This is a genomic window from Serratia sp. AS12 (genome assembly GCF_000214195.1).
Lineage (GTDB): Bacteria > Pseudomonadota > Gammaproteobacteria > Enterobacterales > Enterobacteriaceae > Serratia > Serratia plymuthica.
In genome coordinates this window covers 4,815,041-4,834,465 of sequence record NC_015566.1, presented here as the reverse complement: position 1 = coordinate 4,834,465, position 19,425 = coordinate 4,815,041, and the positions used below count along the sequence as shown (strand labels likewise).

At 56.2% G+C, this 19,425-nt stretch carries 22 protein-coding genes; 9 read left to right on the top strand and 13 right to left on the bottom strand.

Features of this window, described 5'->3' with window-relative positions; genetic code table 11:
* Positions 1 to 42: 42 nt before the first annotated feature.
* Positions 43 to 1,257 (top strand): lactonase family protein, encoded by a 1,215-nt coding sequence (locus SERAS12_RS22365; protein ID WP_013814684.1) that lies wholly within the window; start codon positions 43 to 45, stop codon positions 1,255 to 1,257.
* A 52-nt stretch (positions 1,258 to 1,309) separates the two neighbouring features.
* Positions 1,310 to 3,226: a transcription antiterminator gene (locus SERAS12_RS22360; protein WP_013814683.1), complete on the top strand. Its 1,917-nt coding sequence runs from the start codon at positions 1,310 to 1,312 to the stop codon at positions 3,224 to 3,226.
* 208 nt (positions 3,227 to 3,434) lie between these two features.
* On the opposite strand, the gene npr is transcribed toward SERAS12_RS22360, so the two are convergent.
* The 11 genes from npr to SERAS12_RS22305 all read right to left on the bottom strand — a co-directional run bounded on the left by npr (position 3,435) and on the right by SERAS12_RS22305 (position 11,596).
* Positions 3,435 to 3,707, bottom strand: a complete 273-nt coding sequence (gene npr / locus SERAS12_RS22355) for a PTS phosphocarrier protein NPr (RefSeq protein ID WP_004948556.1) — start codon at positions 3,705 to 3,707, stop codon at positions 3,435 to 3,437.
* Positions 3,704 to 4,558: an RNase adapter RapZ gene (gene rapZ / locus SERAS12_RS22350; RefSeq protein WP_004948553.1), complete on the bottom strand. Its 855-nt coding sequence runs from the start codon at positions 4,556 to 4,558 to the stop codon at positions 3,704 to 3,706. The genes npr and rapZ overlap by 4 nt, the downstream gene beginning before the upstream one ends.
* A gap of 131 nt (positions 4,559 to 4,689) precedes the next feature.
* Complete coding sequence (gene ptsN / locus SERAS12_RS22345) at positions 4,690 to 5,151, bottom strand: PTS IIA-like nitrogen regulatory protein PtsN (protein WP_004948550.1); 462 nt, start codon at positions 5,149 to 5,151, stop codon at positions 4,690 to 4,692.
* Between the two features lie 281 nt (positions 5,152 to 5,432).
* Positions 5,433 to 5,720 (bottom strand): ribosome hibernation promoting factor, encoded by a 288-nt coding sequence (gene hpf / locus SERAS12_RS22340; protein ID WP_013814681.1) that lies wholly within the window; start codon positions 5,718 to 5,720, stop codon positions 5,433 to 5,435.
* A 23-nt stretch (positions 5,721 to 5,743) separates the two neighbouring features.
* Positions 5,744 to 7,177: an RNA polymerase factor sigma-54 gene (gene rpoN / locus SERAS12_RS22335; RefSeq protein ID WP_013814680.1), complete on the bottom strand. Its 1,434-nt coding sequence runs from the start codon at positions 7,175 to 7,177 to the stop codon at positions 5,744 to 5,746.
* A 50-nt stretch (positions 7,178 to 7,227) separates the two neighbouring features.
* Entirely contained in the window at positions 7,228 to 7,953 is a 726-nt protein-coding gene (gene lptB, locus SERAS12_RS22330) for an LPS export ABC transporter ATP-binding protein (protein WP_006317106.1), read from the bottom strand.
* A gap of 6 nt (positions 7,954 to 7,959) precedes the next feature.
* The gene (gene lptA, locus SERAS12_RS22325; protein ID WP_013814679.1) at positions 7,960 to 8,499 is read right to left on the bottom strand and encodes a lipopolysaccharide ABC transporter substrate-binding protein LptA; all 540 of its coding nucleotides are present in this window, start codon (positions 8,497 to 8,499) and stop codon (positions 7,960 to 7,962) included.
* Positions 8,468 to 9,046, bottom strand: coding sequence for an LPS export ABC transporter periplasmic protein LptC (lptC, locus tag SERAS12_RS22320; protein ID WP_004948534.1), 579 nt, complete (start codon positions 9,044 to 9,046; stop codon positions 8,468 to 8,470). Before lptC ends, lptA begins: the two co-directional genes overlap by 32 nt.
* Positions 9,043 to 9,597 carry a 3-deoxy-manno-octulosonate-8-phosphatase KdsC gene (gene kdsC, locus SERAS12_RS22315; protein ID WP_004948532.1) on the bottom strand — a complete coding sequence of 185 codons (555 nt, stop codon included), beginning with the start codon at positions 9,595 to 9,597 and terminating at the stop codon, positions 9,043 to 9,045. Before kdsC ends, lptC begins: the two co-directional genes overlap by 4 nt.
* Positions 9,598 to 9,615: 18 nt before the next feature.
* Entirely contained in the window at positions 9,616 to 10,602 is a 987-nt protein-coding gene (kdsD, locus tag SERAS12_RS22310) for an arabinose-5-phosphate isomerase KdsD (RefSeq protein WP_004948529.1), read from the bottom strand.
* A gap of 16 nt (positions 10,603 to 10,618) precedes the next feature.
* Positions 10,619 to 11,596 carry a calcium/sodium antiporter gene (locus SERAS12_RS22305; protein ID WP_013814678.1) on the bottom strand — a complete coding sequence of 326 codons (978 nt, stop codon included), beginning with the start codon at positions 11,594 to 11,596 and terminating at the stop codon, positions 10,619 to 10,621.
* A 313-nt stretch (positions 11,597 to 11,909) separates the two neighbouring features.
* On the opposite strand from SERAS12_RS22305, the gene mlaF reads away from it, so the two are divergent.
* The 7 genes from mlaF to murA all read left to right on the top strand — a co-directional run bounded on the left by mlaF (position 11,910) and on the right by murA (position 16,723).
* Positions 11,910 to 12,725 carry a phospholipid ABC transporter ATP-binding protein MlaF gene (mlaF, locus tag SERAS12_RS22300; RefSeq protein WP_004948525.1) on the top strand — a complete coding sequence of 272 codons (816 nt, stop codon included), beginning with the start codon at positions 11,910 to 11,912 and terminating at the stop codon, positions 12,723 to 12,725.
* 4 nt (positions 12,726 to 12,729) lie between these two features.
* Positions 12,730 to 13,512 carry a lipid asymmetry maintenance ABC transporter permease subunit MlaE gene (mlaE, locus tag SERAS12_RS22295; RefSeq protein WP_004948524.1) on the top strand — a complete coding sequence of 261 codons (783 nt, stop codon included), beginning with the start codon at positions 12,730 to 12,732 and terminating at the stop codon, positions 13,510 to 13,512.
* Between the two features lie 4 nt (positions 13,513 to 13,516).
* Positions 13,517 to 14,068, top strand: a complete 552-nt coding sequence (gene mlaD / locus SERAS12_RS22290) for an outer membrane lipid asymmetry maintenance protein MlaD (protein WP_013814677.1) — start codon at positions 13,517 to 13,519, stop codon at positions 14,066 to 14,068.
* A gap of 14 nt (positions 14,069 to 14,082) precedes the next feature.
* Entirely contained in the window at positions 14,083 to 14,712 is a 630-nt protein-coding gene (mlaC, locus tag SERAS12_RS22285; RefSeq protein ID WP_013814676.1) for a phospholipid-binding protein MlaC, read from the top strand.
* Complete coding sequence (gene mlaB, locus SERAS12_RS22280) at positions 14,712 to 15,014, top strand: lipid asymmetry maintenance protein MlaB (protein ID WP_004948514.1); 303 nt, start codon at positions 14,712 to 14,714, stop codon at positions 15,012 to 15,014. Before mlaC ends, mlaB begins: the two co-directional genes overlap by 1 nt.
* 140 nt (positions 15,015 to 15,154) lie before the next feature.
* The gene (gene ibaG / locus SERAS12_RS22275; RefSeq protein ID WP_004948511.1) at positions 15,155 to 15,409 is read left to right on the top strand and encodes a BolA family iron metabolism protein IbaG; all 255 of its coding nucleotides are present in this window, start codon (positions 15,155 to 15,157) and stop codon (positions 15,407 to 15,409) included.
* A gap of 54 nt (positions 15,410 to 15,463) precedes the next feature.
* The gene (murA, locus tag SERAS12_RS22270; RefSeq protein WP_004948506.1) at positions 15,464 to 16,723 is read left to right on the top strand and encodes a UDP-N-acetylglucosamine 1-carboxyvinyltransferase; all 1,260 of its coding nucleotides are present in this window, start codon (positions 15,464 to 15,466) and stop codon (positions 16,721 to 16,723) included.
* A 74-nt stretch (positions 16,724 to 16,797) separates the two neighbouring features.
* Here the strand turns inward: murA and degS are convergent, their stop codons facing one another.
* A complete protein-coding gene (gene degS, locus SERAS12_RS22265) occupies positions 16,798 to 17,856 on the bottom strand; it encodes an outer membrane-stress sensor serine endopeptidase DegS (protein WP_013814675.1) in 1,059 nt (352 codons plus the stop codon).
* Positions 17,857 to 17,945: 89 nt separating this feature from the next.
* The gene (gene degQ / locus SERAS12_RS22260; RefSeq protein WP_013814674.1) at positions 17,946 to 19,316 is read right to left on the bottom strand and encodes a serine endoprotease DegQ; all 1,371 of its coding nucleotides are present in this window, start codon (positions 19,314 to 19,316) and stop codon (positions 17,946 to 17,948) included.
* Positions 19,317 to 19,425: the final 109 nt, after the last annotated feature.

The window sequence follows — 19,425 nt, the reverse complement described above, 5'->3', positions numbered from 1 at the left end:
CAGGCGCGGTATGCCGCGCCGTTAACTACAATAAGGACAATCATGCGAAACTGGCAGGCTTCCCCCTTACGTACTGCGTTAACCCTGGCGCTGCTGGCTATCGCCAGCCCGGCGCTGCATGCTGAGGATGCAATGAACCCCACGTCATCTCATTTTGCTTATATCGGTACTTACAACCCTAACGGCGAAGGTGTTTACCGGGTACAGGTCGATCCGGCCAGCGGCGCGCTGAGCGCTAAAACGCTGGTCAGCAACCAGCCTAATCCGGCGCAGCTTACCCTGGATGCTCAAGGCCGGACGCTGTATGTCGCCAGCGAAGTGGCCGATTTTAACGGCAGCAAGCACGGCGGCATCATCGCTTATCGCATCAACCCGGTTGATGGCGGGCTGACGCAGCTGAATCAGGTTGATTCGCAGGGCGCGGGGCCGGTTTACCTTTCCCTGACGCCGGACGGCCGCCATCTGCTGGTGGCGAACTATGTCAGCGGCACCGTGGCGGCGTTTCCGGTTGAGAATGACGGCAAATTGGGCAATGCCAGTTCAGTGCAACAGGATCAGGGGCCGGCAGGCGCGAGCAAACCTGCGGCGGCGGTGGAGGGCAGTTTTGCCGCCAGCGACCATAATGGCCCGCACGCGCATATGATCGCCTGCGATCCGAGCGGCAAGTTTGTGTTTTCCACCGATCTGGGGCTGGATCGCCTCTACCAGTGGCGCTTTGACGGCGCAAGCGGCCAACTGACGCCGAACGATCCGCCGTGGATCGCCGCTTCTTCCGCCGGTGCCGGCCCGCGTCACTTTGTGTTCCATCCGGACGGCAAGACGGTGCTGTTGGTGAACGAAGAGGCTTCGACGCTGACCAGCTACCGTTTTGACAGCCAAAAAGGTACTCTGAAACAATTACATACCCTTTCTTCGCTGCCTGCCGATTATAAGGGCACCAGCTTTGCCTCGGGGTTGGTCTTGAGTGAGGACGGCAAGAATCTGTATGTCGCCAACCGGCTGCATAACAGCATCGCGCAGTTCAGCGTTGGTGCCGATGGCGAATTGAAGCCGGTGGCGGAAATCTGGACGCGCGGTGACTATCCGCGATCGTTGACGTTGAGCCCGGACGGGCATTATCTCTATGCGATGAATCAGCGCAGCGATAACGTCACCCGTTTCAGCCTGGACAAGGCCAGCGGCAAACTCAGCTTTGTTGAGGGCTATACGCCGGTAGGCAGCCCCTCGCAAATGGTGTTCCTGCCGGTGGCGAAGTAACTCGTTGCCCGCCTGATTTCCCCAGGTGGGCACCTTAATTGACGGAAAGAGCATGGTACGATTTCCCTACCCGCGTTTGGCCTATCTGTTCGACGCTTTGCAGTCTGAGACCTTGCCGCAGGATGAATTGGCGAAGCGCTTTGCGGTATCCACCCGTACCGTGCGTGCCGATATCACCGCGTTGAACGATATCCTGGAAAAATACGGCGCTCGCTTTGTGCATAGCCGTGGGGCGGGCTATCGCCTGCAGGTGGATGATGCCGCGCTGTTCAGCGCCCTGCAGCATAAAGAGCGCAAAAAGCACGCCACGCCACGCAGTGCGCAAGAGCGGGTGCACTATCTGCTGATTCGTTTTTTGACCTCAGCCTTTTCCCTGAAGCTGGAAGATTTGGCCGATGAATGGTTTGTCAGCCGTGGAACGCTGCAAAACGACATGGCTGAGGTGAGAGAGCGCCTGGCGAACTACCAATTAACCATTGAAACCAAACCACGCTATGGCATGAAGCTGTTCGGCTCGGAGATGGCGATCCGCGCTTGCCTGACCGATCTGTTATTCCAACTGCATCTGGCCGATGCCGAAAACCCGTTGCTCAACAATGAAATCCTGCTGCAACCGCAGGTGGCGACCTTCGCCGGGCTGCTGCATCCGCTGCTGTCGCAATACGCCATCCGCCTGACGGATGAAGGCGAGCAGTATTTGATTTTCTACTGTGCGGTGGCGCTGCGGCGCATCGGCGATGGCTACCCGCTGTCGGACTTTGACGTTGAAGACGGCGATGACGCGGTGCGCAAGGTGTCCACCTGGCTGGCGGGGGAACTGCGCAAGGCCAGCGGCAAAGAGGTGTCGATGGCGGAAGAGGCCTACCTCAGGGTGAATATTGCCGCGCGCCGGGTGCAGGACGTGCAGCCGACCGAGATCAACGCCGACGACGAAGAAGCGCTGGTGGACTACATTTTGTCGTACATCAACGCGCACTATAACTACAACCTGCAGGGTGACCACCAACTGCGGGCTGACTTGCTCACCCATATCAAGACCATGATTACCCGGGTGAAATACCAGATTAATATTCCCAACCCGCTATTGGCCAATATCAAGCAACACTACCCGATGGCCTATGACGTGACGCTGGCGGCAGTATCGAGCTGGGGAAAATATACCCCTTACACCCTGAGCGAAAACGAAATCGGCTATCTGGTGCTGCATATCGGCGTTGGGTTGGAGCGGCACTACAACATCGGCTACGAGCGCCATCCACAGGTGATGCTGGTGTGCGATACCGGTAACTCAACGGTGCGCATGATCCAGGCGCAGATTGCGCGCAAGTACCCGCAGCTGGTGATGACGCGCATCGTTTCGCTGCGCGATTACGAGGTACTTACTCATATCGACGAAGATTTTGTCATTTCCAACGCGCGGGTCAGCGAAAAGAACAAACCGGTGGTGGTAATGTCGCCGTTTCCTACCGACTACCAGTTGGAACAGCTGGGTAAACTGGTGCTGGTGGATCGCACCAAACCCTACATGCTGGAGAAGTTCTTCGACGCCGCGCATTTCTGGGTGGTGAACGAGCCACTGACGCAGGCGGAGCTGTTCCGGAAAGTGTGTGTTCAGTTGGAGCGGGAAGGGTATGTCGGTGACGATTTTTACCCGTCGGTAGTGGAGCGCGAAGCTATAGTGTCGACCATGCTGGGTGAAGGTATTGCACTGCCGCACTCGTTGGGATTGCTGGCGAAAAAAACCGTGGTGATGACGCTGCTGGCGCCGCAGGGCGTGGTGTGGGGCGACGGTGAGATCGCCCACGTGATTTTCCTGCTGGCGATCAGCAAAAGCGACTACGAAGAGGCGATGGCGATTTACGATCTGTTCGTCACTTTTGTACGCGAACGTTCGATGAGTCGCCTGTTGGGCAGCGATAATTTCGACAGTTTCAAGGCGGTGGCGCTGGACTGTTTAAGCCGGATTTAAGCCGTGCGAGCACCTCAGGGGGCGAATATAGTCGTCCATTTGCACAAGAAACAAGCTGGATGGATTTACAGGGATTTGCTGCAGAATTTGGAATTCGGCTCGCAAAGCGGCGTGTGGCCTTAATAGTGCTGAAGGGGACTGGGCATTGGGGGAGTGGCGGTTATTAACGCGCCAAGAAAGGCGCGTTTATCAGGCTTCTTACTACAGGCTAGTCTTCATCAAACCCGGAATTAATCAGTTCAATCACCGCATTCAGCGCTTTCACTTCGTCCGGGCCGGTGGCTTCCACTTCGATGTGCCGCCCCTGTGCGGAGTCCAGCATCAGCAGCGCAATCACGCTGCTGGCTTCGGCCTCGGTGCCGCTGTCGTTACGCAGCATCACTTCGGCGTCAAAACTCTGCACCAGCTCGAACAACTTCATCGCCGGACGAGCGTGCATACCGAGTTTGTTTTTGATTTCAACCGTTTGCTTGACCGTCATTGTTTACGTTTTTCCAGCGTCCGGTGGCGCGATTGCACATTCTTGCCGCGTGAGCGGAAGTAGTCGGCCAGCTGTTCGGCTACGTAGACGGAACGGTGTTTACCGCCGGTACAGCCAATCGCCACCGTCAGGTAGCTGCGATTGTTGGTTTCCAGCATCGGCAGCCACTGTTCCAGATAGCTGCGCGTCTGGTAGATAAAGTTGTGCACTTCAGTGTGACGATCGAGGAACGAGGCGACCGGTTTATCCAGGCCGGTCATCGGGCGCAGTTTCGGATCCCAGTGCGGGTTCGGCAGGAAGCGTACGTCGAATACGTAATCGGCGTCGATCGGGATGCCGTGCTTAAAGCCGAAGGATTCGAACACCATGGTCAGTTCGCGCTCGCGTTTACCCAGCAGACGGGTACGCAGCATTTCAGCCAGCTCATGCACCGACATTTCCGACGTGTCGATGAGCAGATCGGCCCTTGAGCGCAACGGCTCAAGCAGATCGCTTTCTTCATCGATCGCGCTTTCCAGCGACAGGTTCTTGGTGGAGAGCGGATGCAGGCGGCGGGTATCACTGTAGCGGCGAATCAGGGTATTACGGTCGGCGTCGAGGAACAGCAATTGTGGAGAAAAGCAGTCCGGCAATTGGGTCATCGCATATTCAAACACTTCCGGCGATTCCGGCATGTTACGCACGTCGATGCTTACCGCTGCGGATATGTTGCGTTCCGCCAGCGTATTGGCAAGCTGCGGCAGCAGTACCACGGGCAGGTTATCAACGCAGTAAAAACCCATGTCTTCCAGCGCCCGCAAGGCGACGGATTTCCCTGAACCGGAACGGCCGCTGACAATCATCAGCACCATGTGGCAACTCCCCCTGGCATCTCAGTGGCGTTTATCGCCACCGTTAGAAACTTTATTATTCCGGCCTGAGCCGAAACCCATCATAGCTAAACAGTATCGTTATCCTGGCTGGAAGTCACGCCAGCCGGGCGTTACTCGGTAATGATCTGGTAAAGCTCTTCGTCGCTTTGCGCCGAGCGCAGGCGACGGCATACGGTTTTGTCGGCCAGGCGCTTGGCGACCAGCGACAGGGTATGCAAATGGGTTTTACATTGGTCTGCCGGCACCAGCAAGGCGAACAGCAGATCGACCGGCTGGTTATCAATGGCGTCAAAGGCAATAGGTTGGTCGAGACGGATAAACACGCCAACGGCCCGCAGTGTGTCCTCTTCCAGTTTGCCATGGGGAATGGCGATACCGTTGCCGATACCGGTACTGCCCATGCGCTCCCGGGTGAGAACCGCGTCAAACACCACCTGCGACGGCAGGTTGAGCTGTTTTGCAGCCAGTTCGCTGATAATCTCCAAAGCCCGTTTCTTGCTGGTGCAGTGTACCGAGCTTTTGGTGCACTCGATGTTTAACACCGAGCTTAATTGCATTGTTTCGTTGTTCATCTCATCTTCACTTAAAACCACACCATCAAGTTGCCTTGTGAGGTGATTTTTCGCCTTGTTTAACCCTGATGGCTTATCGGCGCGGTACCATACCCGTCATACTTGAAGCTGCCTCTGTGTTGGCTGTGCTTACTTACCCGAATCACTTACCTGTGTAAGTTCGTGGGATAAGCGCTCATGCCACTTCGATGCAACGTCAATTATTCAGAGTAATACAGGTAACGCGCCGACGACCTGGGCTATGTTTGAGCCGTGCCCGCTGACGGAAACGGCCCAGAATGTCAGTGTTGTTTCAGTTTGTCTTTATGTTTGTTCAATTGACGCGCCAGTTTGTCGATCAGGGCGTCAATTGCGGCATACATGTTCTCGTCTTCCGAGGTGGCATGCAACTCGCCTCCATTCACGTGCACCGTCGCTTCTGCGATCTGCTGCACTTTTTCCACGCTAAGCACGACATACACCTGATTTATGCGGTCAAAATACTGTTCGAGCTTGGCGAACTTGGTATTCACGAACTCGCGTAAAGGTTCGGTGATTTCGATGTGGTGTCCGGTAATGTTGAGCTGCATAGTGTCTTCCTTCTCTATTGAGGTCAAACCAACTGTTTACGCTGGTTGGACGGCGGGATGGACAAAGACTCTCGGTACTTGGCGACGGTACGCCGCGCCACGATGATCCCCTGATCGGAGAGCAGGGTGGCCAGCTTGCTGTCGCTGAGCGGTTTAGCGGGGTTTTCCGCCGCAATCAATTTCTTCACTAACGCCCGGATCGCCGTAGAGGAAGCTTCGCCTCCGCTGTCGGTATTCACATGGCTGGAGAAGAAATATTTCAACTCGAAAATGCCGCGCGGACTGTGCAGAAACTTCTGCGTGGTGACACGTGAGATTGTCGATTCATGCATCTCCACGGCCTGAGCGATATCCGCCAGCACCATGGGCTTCATAAATTCAGCACCCTGTTCAAAGAACGCCTGTTGCTGCTCGACGATGCAGCGCGTGACTTTCAGCAAGGTGTCGTTACGGCTTTCCAGGCTCTTGATCAGCCATTTCGCTTCCTGCAGATTGCTGCGGATATACTGGCCGTCACTGTCGTTACGCGCGCTGCTGCCCATGGCGGCGTACTGCTGGTTGATCTTCAGCCGCGGAATGCTGTCGGCGTTGAGCTCTACCGTCCAACTGTCCTGTACCTTGCGTACCAGCACGTCCGGGATCACGTATTCTGACTCGCCAGTATTGATCGACTGGCCCGGGCGCGGATCAAGAGACTGAATCAGCAGCATCGCTTCTTTCAGTGTATCTTCTTTTAGCCGGGTTGTTCGCATCAGGCTGCGAAAGTCGTGATTGGCCAACAGAGCCAGATGTTCGCTGATGATCAGGCGCGCTTCAGCCAGATAGGGCGTATCTTTTGCGTATTGGGAAAGCTGGATCAGCAGACAGTCGCGCAGATCGCGCGCGGCGACGCCAACCGGATCAAAACGCTGCACGCGCTTCAAAACCGCTTCGACTTCGTCCATTGTCACACTCTCGTCACCCATGCTCTCCAGAATATCTTCCAGCGGTACGGTGAGATAGCCGGTGTCGTCGACGGCGTCGACTATCGAGGTGGCAATGGCGATATCGGTATCGGAGAATGGCGTGAGATCCACCTGCCACATCAGGTAATCCTGCAGCGTCTGGGTGGTTTCGCCCTGATAGACCGGCAACTCATCATCGCTGTAATCGGTGCCGGTGCCGGACGGTGTACCTGCGGTGTAGATTTCGTCCCAGGTGGCGTCAAGCGGCAGCTCTTCGGGCATGTCCTTTTGTTCCAACGCCTCGCGGGTATCCAGCCCTTCGGTCTCGGTACTCTCTTTGGCGTCGATTTCTTCGTGCAGATCGGTCTGCTCAAGCAGGGGATTGCTCTCTAACGCCAGCTGTATCTCCTGCTGGAGCTCAAGCGTGGACAACTGCAGCAGGCGGATAGCCTGCTGGAGCTGGGGGGTCATGGCCAGTTGTTGGCTGAGCCTGAGTTGCAAACCTTGCTTCATAATCTTCAGTCTACTTCCGTTAACAGTCGTCCATCAGGACGCGCCGGCACTCAGAGGCGGAATTCTTCGCCCAGATAAACGCGTTTCACCTGCTCGTCAGCCAAAATGGCATCCGGCGTGCCGTGAGCAATCAGTTTGCCTTGGCTGACGATATAGGCACGTTCACACACGTCCAGCGTTTCGCGCACGTTGTGGTCGGTGATCAGCACGCCCAGGCCGCTGTCACGCAAGTGCTCGATAATTTTTTTAATGTCGATAACGGAAATGGGATCAACCCCGGCGAACGGCTCATCCAGAAGGATGAATTTCGGGTTAGCCGCCAACGCACGGGCGATCTCCACACGGCGGCGTTCGCCACCGGACAACGCCTGGCCCAGGTTATCGCGCAGATGGGAGATATGAAACTCTTCCATCAGCTCAACCGCACGGTCCGCACGCTGCTCGCTGCTGAGATCCTCGCGGATCTCCAGGACAGCCATCAGGTTGTCATACACGCTCAGGCGACGGAAGATCGACGCTTCCTGCGGCAAATAGCCAATGCCGCGACGCGCACGGGCGTGCAGCGGCAGCAGGCTGATATCTTCTTCGTCAATCACGATACGGCCGGCGTCACGTTGAACGATGCCGACCACCATGTAGAAGGTGGTGGTCTTGCCGGCGCCGTTTGGCCCCAGCAGGCCGACGATCTCGCCGGATTTCACTTTCAGGCTGACGTCTTCAACAACTTTACGGCCTTTGTAGGCTTTCGCCAGGTTTTCTGCGATGAGTGTAGCCATAAGTGATTAGTTACTCTTCTTTTGCCCGTTTTTGTCTTGCAACTGCGACGGTACCAGAACCGTAGTCACGCGTTTGCCTTTATCGCTGAACGCCTGCATTTGCTGCTGTTGCACCAGATAGGTGATGCGATCGCCCTTCACGTTGCTGTCGAGCTGTTCCAGATAGGCGTTCCCGGTCAGGGTCACCAACTGCGACGCCACGTCGTAACGGACCTTCTGCGCATGGCCTTTTACCGGCTTGCCGCTGTCTTGCATCTGGTAGAAGGTGACCGGATTGCCAAAGGCTTCGATATAGGTTTTGTTCTGATCGCCGCCTGGGCGGGTAACGACCACTTTATCCGCTTTGATATCGATGGTGCCTTGCTTGATCACCACGTTATCGGTAAAGGTGCTGACGTTGCTCTGCATATCCAGAGACTGTTTCAGCGAGTCGATGCTCACCGGTTGGTTGGAGTCAGATTTCAGCGCCCATGCGGGTGCGCTGGCGGCCAAAATGAGGCTTCCGATCAACAGATTACGGCGTTGTTTTTTGGTTTTGAATTTCATAGTTGGTCTTAACCTTATCAATCAGCTCAGCGGTTTTGGCCCGCAGGTTCCCACGCATTTTCATGCCGTTCGAGGTAAAGTTTGTCCCGTAGAGGGTCACTTCATCATCCGAAGCGACATCCTGGGTCACCAGATTCACCTGAGCATTGTCCGTTTTAATTTTTTCCAGCTGTGAGGTGGTGGTCAGGCTGTTCACCTCAACGTGGCCGTAAAGATACAGCATTCTGTCTTTAGTCAGTTTGGCGCGATCGGCGCGAACTGACCAGGTGGCCACTGCGTTTTCATCAAACAGCGTCATCACCGGCTGGGTAAACCAGCTTAATTCATCGGCGGTATAATACTTCACGTCTTCCGCCACCAGCTTGTAACTCAGCTTACCGGCCGGATTGTACACTATGGTGACCGTGTGCTGGCTCTGATAAGTCGGGTCCTGATCGTTAACGGGGCCTGGAACCGCATCATCACTGAAATCAGTCATGTTCCAGCCAATCAACGCCAAGGCGATCACCGCCAAAAGGAGGGTGATCCAAAGTTTGGTTTTGCTCATATCGACAGCCCTTTGGCGTCCTCCAGCTTATTCTGCGCCAACAGTATAATGTCGCACAGTTCGCGCACTGCGCCACGGCCGCCGGCAATACGGGTAACATAGTGGGCTCTTGGCGTCAGCAACGGATGTGCATCCGCAACGGCGACCGCCAGGCCAACCTGAGCCATCACCGGCCAGTCGATCAGGTCATCGCCGATATAGGCCACCTGATCCGCGTTTAACGACAGTGTATCCAACAGTTCGCGGAAGGCCAAAAGCTTATCGGACTGCCCCTGATACAGATGGGTGATGCCGAGGGTTTTCGCCCGATCTTCCAGTAGTTTGGCTGAACGGCCGGTGATAATTGCCACGTCGATATCCGACGTCTTCAGGCAGCGAATGCCATAACCGTCGCGCACGTTGAACGCTTTTAATTCTTCGCCGTTGTTGCCCATAAAAATCAGGCCGTCTGACAGCACGCCGTCGACATCGCAAATCAGCAGGCGGATTTTGCCGGCACGCGCCATGACGTCTTGTTCTACAGGCCCGTAGCAGGTTTCAACCAGACTCATTGAGTTCTATTCCTTTAATTAAACGACGCCGGCGCGCAGCATGTCATGCATATGTACCACACCCAGCAATTGGTCGCCATCGGCAACCAGCAGCGCGGTGATATGGCGCTGTTGCATCAGGTTCAACGCATCGACCGCCAGCAGGTTCGGGCGCACCCGCACGCCGCCGAGCGTCATGACATCGACGATCCGGGCTTCATTGAGGTTGATGCCCATATCAAATATCCGCCGCAGGTCACCATCGGTAAAGATACCGGCGATTTTCATCAGATCGTCGCAGATGACCGTCATGCCCAGGTTTTTGCGCGTGATTTCCAGCAACGCGTCGCGCAGCGATGCATCGGCGCTGACGTGCGGGATTTCGTCGCCGCTGTGCATGATGTCGCAAACGCGCAGCAACAATCTGCGGCCCAGGGCGCCACCGGGGTGCGACAGTGCAAAATCTTCCGGCGTGAAACCGCGGGCTTTCAGCAATGCCACCGCCAGCGCATCACCCATCACCAGGGTCGCGGTGGTGCTGGTGGTTGGTGCCAGGCCAAGCGGGCAGGCCTCCTGCGGCACCTTGATGCACAGGTGAATATCCGCCGCTTTACCCATCGAACTTTCCGGGTTGTTGGTCATGCAGATCAGCGGGATTTGCTGGCGCTTCAAGACCGGGATGAGGGCCTGGATCTCGTTGGACTCACCGGAGTTGGAAATGGCGAGCACGATATCTTGTGCCGTCACCATGCCGAGGTCGCCGTGGCTGGCCTCCGCCGGATGAACAAAGAATGAAGGCGTGCCGGTGCTGGCGAAGGTCGCGGCAATCTTGCAACCAATATGCCCGGATTTACCCATGCCCATCACGACCACTTTACCGCAACAGCCGGCGATCAATTCGCAGGCGCGGGTAAAGTCTGCATTGATGTACCGATCGAGCTGGGCCAGCCCGTCACGCTCAATCTGCAGCACTTCTTTGCCTGCCTGTTGAAAATCAAAGCCTGGTTGCAACTGAATGTTCGACATGCTCATTCCTATCGGTTTAGCCGAAAGTACTGAAAGGATTAAAAAACAGCACCGCAAGATACGCAATAAAGCCACATAATAACAGAGCGCCTGCCAGATGACCGATGCGATGTTTTCGCCCGATGCACAGGGCGCTGAGCACAATGCTGACCGCCAGCATGACCCAATAATCGCGGTGGAAGGCGGCAGGATCGACACTGCCCGGGGACAGCAGGGCGGGAACGCCCAGCACGATCACCGTGTTGAAAATGTTGGAGCCGATGATATTACCAATCGCCATATCATCCTCACCCTTTAGTGCCCCGGCGATGGATGTGGCCAACTCCGGCAGGCTGGTGCCGATGGCGATGAGGGTCAACCCGACCACCAGTTCGCTCATGCCAAAATAATGCGCAATTACCGTGGCGTTATCGACCACCATTTTGGACGACAGCGGCAGAATAATGAACGCCAACACCAGCCACAGCACCGCCACGGTGTTGCTGCTGTCTTGCGGCAGCTCGGCGAGTTGTTCCACGGTCAGGCTGTCGCTGCCTTCGCGCTGCGCCAGCCGGGCAATTTTCAGTATCAATAAAATAAAGGCGGCGGCGGCAGCCAACAGCACCACGCCATCCAGCCGGCTCAGGGTGCCGTCCATCAGCACAAAACCGCACAATACTGTGACCGCTAACATCAGCGGCAGTTCGCGGCGCAGTACCTCGGAGCGCGCCGCCAGCGGGTGAATCAGCGCAGCCACGCCAAGGATCAATAATATATTGGCAATGTTGGAACCTAATACGTTCCCCACGGCCATATCTATCTGCCCATTCAGCGCAGCGGTGGTCGAGACGAACAGCTCCGGCAGCGATGTGCCGATGCCGACGATGGTCATGCCGATGATTAACGGCGGCACGCCAAGCGAACGGGAAATCACCGCAGCACCGTAAACTAAGCGGTCTGCGCCATACACCAGTAAAAATAAACCAACGATGAGTAAAGCTATCGCGAGAAACATGCAGGGTCCTTTGTTGGGTATCAACCCGGTTCGTTGGTTAAAAGCCGAAATTCGGCTATCTTGCTTTGCCCTCCGTTGCGCAGGCTAAAGCCGCAGCAACGGGTTTTCCCGGCTAATATATGAACAGATTCGTTTTTTTCGTTATATGAGCAATTTTGACCGGGTGGCGCGTAAAAGTAAAATCAGGTACAGCCTTAGCGCACCATTGGTAGCGAAATACCGGTAAGTTTTTGTAAAGATGAGACGCATTGCGTCCGTTGCTTTAACATCGTGGGTAGATTTGGCAAAAATGAGCCGTAAAGGATCCATTAACATGCACCAAAATGCAGAGAATCTGGTCGAAGTGCGCGACATGAGTTTCTCGCGCGGCGATCGACTGATATTCGAAGACATCAACCTGACGGTTCCCCGTGGCAAGGTCACGGCGATCATGGGGCCGTCCGGTATTGGTAAAACCACGCTGCTGCGCCTGATTGGCGGCCAACTGGCACCGGACCGCGGCGAGATCTGGTTCGATGGCGATAACATTCCCGCGTTATCCCGCCATCAGTTGTATGAAGCACGCAAGAAAATGAGCATGCTGTTCCAGTCCGGCGCGCTGTTCACCGATCTTACGGTGTTTGAAAACGTGGCCTATCCGCTGCGTGAGCACAGCCGTTTGCCGGAACCGATTTTGCGCAGCACGGTGATGATGAAGCTGGAAGCTGTCGGATTGCGCGGCGCGGCTGAGCTGATGCCCAATGAACTGTCCGGCGGCATGGCGCGACGTGCCGCGTTGGCGCGTGCGATCGCGCTCGACCCGGAACTGATCATGTTCGACGAACCTTTCGTCGGTCAGGATCCGATCACCATGGGCGTGTTGGTGAAGCTGATCGATGAGCTGAATCATGCGCTGGGCATCACCTGCATTGTGGTTTCGCACGATGTGCCGGAAGTGCTGAGCATCGCCGACTACGCGTATATCGTCGCCGATCACCGGGTGATTGCCGAAGGGACGACGCCACAATTACAGAACAATCCTGATGCGCGCGTGCGCCAGTTCCTGGATGGTATTGCCGATGGGCCGGTACCCTTCCGTTATCCGGCCGGGGATTACCAGGCCGAGCTGTTAGGCTTAGGGAGTAAATAAGCTCATGTTATTACAGGCGTTAGCGTCGTTAGGGCGCCGTGGCATCAATACCAGCGCCAGCTTTGGGCGCGCGGGGTTGATGCTGTTCAACGCGCTGGTCGGGCGGCCGGAGCCGCGTAAACAGTGGCCGTTGTTGCTAAAGCAAATGCACAGCGTGGGTGTGCAATCGTTGCTGATCATCATGGTTTCCGGGCTGTTTATCGGCATGGTGCTGGGGCTGCAAGGTTATCTGGTACTGACGACTTACAGCGCCGAGGCCAGCCTGGGCATGATGGTGGCGTTGTCGCTGCTGCGTGAACTGGGGCCGGTGGTTACTGCTCTGCTGTTTGCCGGCCGCGCCGGTTCCGCGTTGACGGCGGAAATCGGCCTGATGAAGGCGACCGAACAGATTTCCAGCCTGGAAATGATGGCCGTCGATCCGCTGCGGCGGATTGTTGCGCCGCGCTTTTGGGCCGGTTTGATCAGCATGCCTCTGCTGACGATTATCTTCGTCGCGGTGGGCATCTGGGGCGGTTCGATAGTCGGCGTGGATTGGAAGGGCATCGACAGCGGCTTCTTCTGGTCGGCGATGCAGGGCGCAGTAGAGTGGAGAAAAGACTTGCTCAACTGCTTGCTCAAGAGCGTGGTATTCGCCATCACCGTGACCTGGATTGCCATTTTCAACGGGTATGATGCGGTACCGACCTCTGAAGGGATTAGCCGGGCAACGACGCGTACCGTGGTACATTCGTCACTGGCGGTGTTGGGATTGGATTTCGTGCTGACAGCACTGATGTTTGGGAATTGATTCGATGCAAACGAAGAAGAGTGAAATTTGGGTTGGGGCGTTTATGCTGATTGCGCTGTGCGCCATCGTCTTTCTCTGCCTGCAGGTAGCAAACATTAAGTCGATCGGTAATGAGCCGACGTACCGCATCTATGCGACCTTCGATAATATCGGCGGCCTGAAAGCGCGCTCGCCGGTGAAAATCGGTGGCGTGGTGATTGGCCGTGTGGCCGATATCTCGCTCGATCCTAAGACCTATACGCCGCGAGTAGCCCTGGATATTCAGGACAAATTTAACCAGATTCCGGACACCAGCTCGCTGGCGATCCGCACCTCCGGCTTGCTGGGGGAGCAGTATCTGGCGCTGAACGTCGGTTTTGAAGATCCTGATATGGGCACCACCATTCTGAAGGACGGCGGTACCATTCAGGACACCAAATCAGCCATGGTTCTGGAAGATCTGATCGGCCAGTTCCTGTATAAAAGCGGCGGCCAGGATAATGCAGCCAAACCGGGAGACGCGGCCGCTGAGCCGGCTGCCGGTACTGTGCCGCAATCTGTCGCCCCAAGTCATTAAGAGAGGAAACCTGCATGTTTAAACGTTTACTTATGGTTGCCCTGCTGGTGGTTGCGCCGCTGGCGAATGCGGTCGATCAAACCAACCCGTACAGCCTGATGCAAGATGCGGCTGAGAAGACCTTCACCCGGCTGAAAACCGAGCAGCCAAAAATCAAGCAGGACCCTAACTATCTGCGTTCGGTGGTGCATCAGGAGCTGATGCCGTTTGTACAGGTCAAGTATGCCGGTGCGCTGGTGCTGGGCCGTTATTACAAAGAAGCGACGCCGGCGCAGCGTGAGGCCTATTTCACCGCATTCCAGGCCTATCTGGAGCAGGCTTATGGACAGGCGCTGGCGATGTATCATGGTCAGACCTACCAGATCGCCCCTGAGCAGCCGCTGGGTAATGCCGACATCGTCGCGATCCGCGTGACCATCATCGATAAAGACGGCCGTCCACCGGTACGTCTGGATTTCCAATGGCGTAAAAACAGTAAAACCGGCTACTGGCAGGCGTATGACATGATTGCCGAAGGCGTCAGCATGATCACCACCAAGCAGAACGAATGGGCGTCCACCCTGCGTACTCAGGGCATTGACGGTCTGACCAAACAGCTGCAAGCGGCTGCGCAGCGGCCTATCACGCTGGATCAGAAAAACTGATGTCGGCCGCACTCAGCTTTGAATCGCAGCAGCAGACCCTGATCCTGCGCGGCGAACTGGACCGGGAAACGCTGCTGCCGCTGTGGGAACAGCGGGAAACGTTGCTGGCGGATAAAACCGCTCTCGACGTCTCGCAACTGCAGCGCGTGGACTCTTCCGGGTTGGCGCTGTTGGTGCATTTGCGTGAGCAGCAGCGCCAGCGCGGCGTTGAATTAAAAATTTCCGGCGCCACCGATCGCTTGAAAACGCTGATCGCGTTGTACAACCTGCAAGCAATAATGCCTGTCGATACCGCTGGTTAGCGATATTTTCAGCTGGCTGAAGACGGTCATCCCCCAGAAAGCCCCTGTTACACAGGGGCTTTTTCTTTAGTTTAAGAAAACGTCGTATTCCACTAAGATGTCAGGCTGATTATGATCCTTTTGCTGCAGAACTGGATACTATGGAAAATAACGAGATTAAAGACGTGCTGATGCAAGCATTGGCACTGGATGAAGCACATGTCACGGGCGATGGCAGCCACTTTCAGGTGATCGTGGTCGGCGAGCTGTTTGCCGCCATGAGCCGCGTCAAGAAACAACAGACTGTCTACGCACCGCTGATGGAATACATTGCGGACAACCGAATTCATGCCTTATCGATCAAGGCGTACACCCCTGAAGAGTGGCAGCGAGACCGCAAACTCAACGGATTTTAAGGCTGTTTGCCCTTCGGGCGGGCAGCTTCAGATTAGATAACAGAGAGTAGTCAGATGGATAAATTTCGTGTGCAGGGCCGGACCCGCCTCAGCGGTGAAGTTTCTATTTCCGGGGCGAAAAACGCCGCCCTGCCGATCCTGTTCGCCGCATTATTAGCGGAAGAGCCGGTCGAGCTGCAGAATGTCCCTAAGCTGAAGGACATCGATACCACCATTAAGCTACTCAGCCAGTTAGGCACCAAGATCGAACGCAACGGTTCGGTATATGTAGACGCCAGCGGTGTGAACGAGTTTTGTGCACCTTATGACCTGGTGAAAACCATGCGCGCTTCTATCTGGGCATTGGGGCCGTTGGTCGCGCGCTTCGGCCGCGGTCAGGTTTCTCTGCCGGGCGGTTGTGCGATCGGTGCACGTCCGGTCGATCTGCATATCAGCGGCCTGGAGCAGCTTGGTGCGGAGATCAAACTGGAAGAAGGTTACGTTAAGGCTTCCGTTGAAGGCCGCCTGAAAGGCGCGCACATCGTGATGGATAAGGTGAGCGTTGGCGCCACCGTAACCATCATGAGCGCAGCGACCCTGGCGACCGGTACCACCGTGATTGAAAACGCCGCACGCGAGCCGGAAATTGTCGATACCGCCAACTTCCTCAACACGCTGGGTGCGAAAATCAGCGGCGCCGGCAGTGATCGCATCACCATCGAAGGCGTTGAGCGCCTGGGTGGCGGTGTGTATCGCGTTCTGCCTGACCGTATCGAGACCGGCACCTTCCTGATTGCCGCAGCGGTTTCCGGTGGTAAAGTGATGTGCCGCGACACCCGTCCGAATACGCTGGACGCCGTGTTGGCCAAGCTGCGTGAAGCCGGCGCGGATATCGAAGTGGGTGAAGACTGGATCAGCCTGGACATGCACGGCAAGCGCCCTAAAGCGGTTACCGTACGCACCGCGCCACACCCTGGTTTCCCGACCGATATGCAGGCCCAATTCAGCTTGCTGAACCTGGTAGCGGAAGGCACCGGCGTGATCACCGAAACCATTTTTGAAAACCGCTTCATGCATGTGCCTGAGCTGATCCGTATGGGTGCACACGCCGAGATTGAGAGCAATACCCTGATTTGTCACGGTGTTGAGCAACTGTCCGGCGCCCAGGTGATGGCAACCGATCTGCGCGCTTCCGCCAGCCTGGTACTGGCCGGCTGTATCGCCGATGGTGTGACCGTTGTCGATCGTATTTACCACATCGACCGTGGTTATGAGCGTATTGAAGATAAGCTGCGTGCGCTGGGTGCGAATATTGAGCGTGTGAAAGGCGAGTAATTTGTCAGATGCCGGGGCGACGCCCCGGCGGAAACACTGCGTTGAGGGTCCGGCTCACTTTGGCCGGGCCCTTTTTAATTGCTGTCTTCCGGGAACTCTCCCACCGTCATCTTCAGCGTAATGCGTTTGCCGTCGCGCAGCACGATGACCGGAATTTCCGTGCCCGGGCGGATCTCAGCGACCTGGTCCATGGTTTCCAGTACCGATATTGCCGGTTTGCTGTCTACGTTGGTGATTACGTCGTTAATATGGAAGCCGGCGTTACCCGCCGGTCCGTTCGGCGTAATTTCGGTTACGATAATGCCTTGCAGGCGGTCGATACCGGAATTGGACGAACGCAAAGGAATAATCTCTTTGCCCTGAATGCCGAAGTAACCGCGGATAACGCGGCCATCACGGATCAATTTGTCCATGATCTTGGTGGCCAACTCGATGGGAATGGCGAAGCCCAAGCCTTCCGGCGTCTCGCCGTCGGTGATTTTATCGTAGGTCAGGGTGTTGATGCCGATTAACTCACCCAGTGAGTTAACCAGAGCGCCGCCGGAATTGCCGCGGTTAATCGAGGCATCGGTTTGCAGGAAGGTCTGGCGACCGGTGGTGCTCATACTGATGCGACCTGTAGCACTTAGGATCCCCTGAGTGACGGTCTGGCCGAGATTATAGGGATTGCCGATCGCCAGTACCACATCGCCCACGTGCGCGGCGCGGGCGTTATTGATAGGGATTACCGGCAGATTGCCCGGATCTATCTTCAGCACCGCCAGATCGGTCAGGCTGTCGGAGCCGACCAGCAGCGCTTCGTAGCGGCGGCCGTCCTGCAGCACGACGGTAATTTGCTGGGCATCCTTGATAACGTGGCGGTTGGTCAGAATATAACCGCGCTCGTTCATGATCACGCCGGAACCCAGCGACAGCACGTTGGCGGCGCCGCTCATATTACGGTTGTAGATATTCACCACGGCGGGCGCCGCGCGCCGCACGGCCTTGTTGTAGCTGACCGGCGTTTCGTCACTAGTATTGTCATGTTTTTCTGCGAACAGAGTATTGGAAGAGCGCAGCACAGGCAGCGCAGCCAGCAGCAGGCCGGCAACGATTAAACCAATAACGACAGAACGCAAGAGCTTAGCAAACATGGAGTTTTAGTACGTGAGATGAAGGATGCAGGGAGGATAACATGAGAATACCGGGCGCAGTATGTCACTGAGCCCGGTTTTTAAACAAATTAACGCAGCAGCAGATAAAGGGTTTCAGTGCCACGCACGATGTTCAGCGCCATGACTGGAGGCTTGGCTGCCAATACTTTGCGCAATGTCGTGATGTCCTCAACGCGCTGGCGGTTGACGCCAATGATCACATCGTCTTTCTGCAGCCCAATCTGCGCTGCCGTAGAGCCTTTATCCACCTTATCGATCTTCACGCCTTTATCACCGCTGGCAAGGGTGCCGTTGCTGAGGGAAACACCCAGCAGGGCCGGTGAAAGCGTTTCGGCATTGGTGGAGGTGCCCTCGCTGTTATCCAGCGTAACGGCAACTTCCTGCGGTTTGCCATCGCGCAGCAGCCCGACCTTAATGGTTTTGCCCGGTGCGGTAGTGCCCACTTTGGCACGCAGTTCTGCGAAGCTGCTGACCGGTTTGCCGTCGACGGAGACCAAGATGTCGCCAGCCTTGATGCCCGCTTTGGCAGCGGCGGACTTCGGCAGTACTTCACTGACGAAAGCGCCGCGCTGGGCGTCAGTATTAAACGCTTTGGCCATATCGGCGGTCATTTCGCTGCCTTTGATGCCTAGCAGGCCGCGTTTCACCTCGCCGAATTCGATCAACTGTTGGCTGAGGTTCTGCGCCATGTTGCTCGGAATGGCAAAGCCGATGCCGACGTTGCCGCCGCCCGGTGCCAGAATGGCCGTGTTGATGCCTATTAGCTCGCCGTTGAGATTAACCAGCGCGCCGCCGGAGTTGCCGCGGTTGATGGAGGCGTCCGTCTGGATAAAGTTTTCCAGCCCCTCCAGGTTCAGGCCGCTACGGCCCAGGGCTGAGATAATGCCGGAGGTGGCGGTCTGGCCGAGGCCAAACGGGTTGCCGACGGCAACGGCGAAATCGCCGACCCGTAAGGCATCGGAATCCGCCATTTTTATCGCGGTCAGGTTTTTCACGTCACTGAGCTGCAGCAGGGCTATATCGGATTGCTCGTCGCGGCCAACCAGCTTGGCGTCCACTTCGCGGCCGTCATTCAGCTGTACGCTGATTTTGTCGGCGTTGTTGATGACGTGGTTGTTGGTCAGCACATAGCCTTTGGCAGCGTCGATGATTACGCCGGACCCCAGCCCTTCAAACGGGCGTGAGCTTTGTTGCTGCCCAGGGCCGCCGGGGCCGAAGAAGCGTTTGAATTCCTCCGGAACTTGCTGGCGCTGCACCTGGGTCCCTTCAACATGCACGCTCACCACGGCGGGCAAGACTTTTTCCAGCATCGGTGCCAGGCTCGGCAGCGATTGCCCCTGAACAGCGACGGGCAATGCGGCGCTGGCTGCCGGTACGGAGGTGATCGTGAGGCCAATACTCATTGCCAATGCACTAAGAATTAACGACTTTTTCTTCATTGATAATAACTCTCTCAATACCTGCCGATGAAATAGTGATGATAAAGCAGCAGCAATACCATAGTGAAGGGTAAGACCGTGAATTTGCGTGAAAAGTTCACTCAAGCAC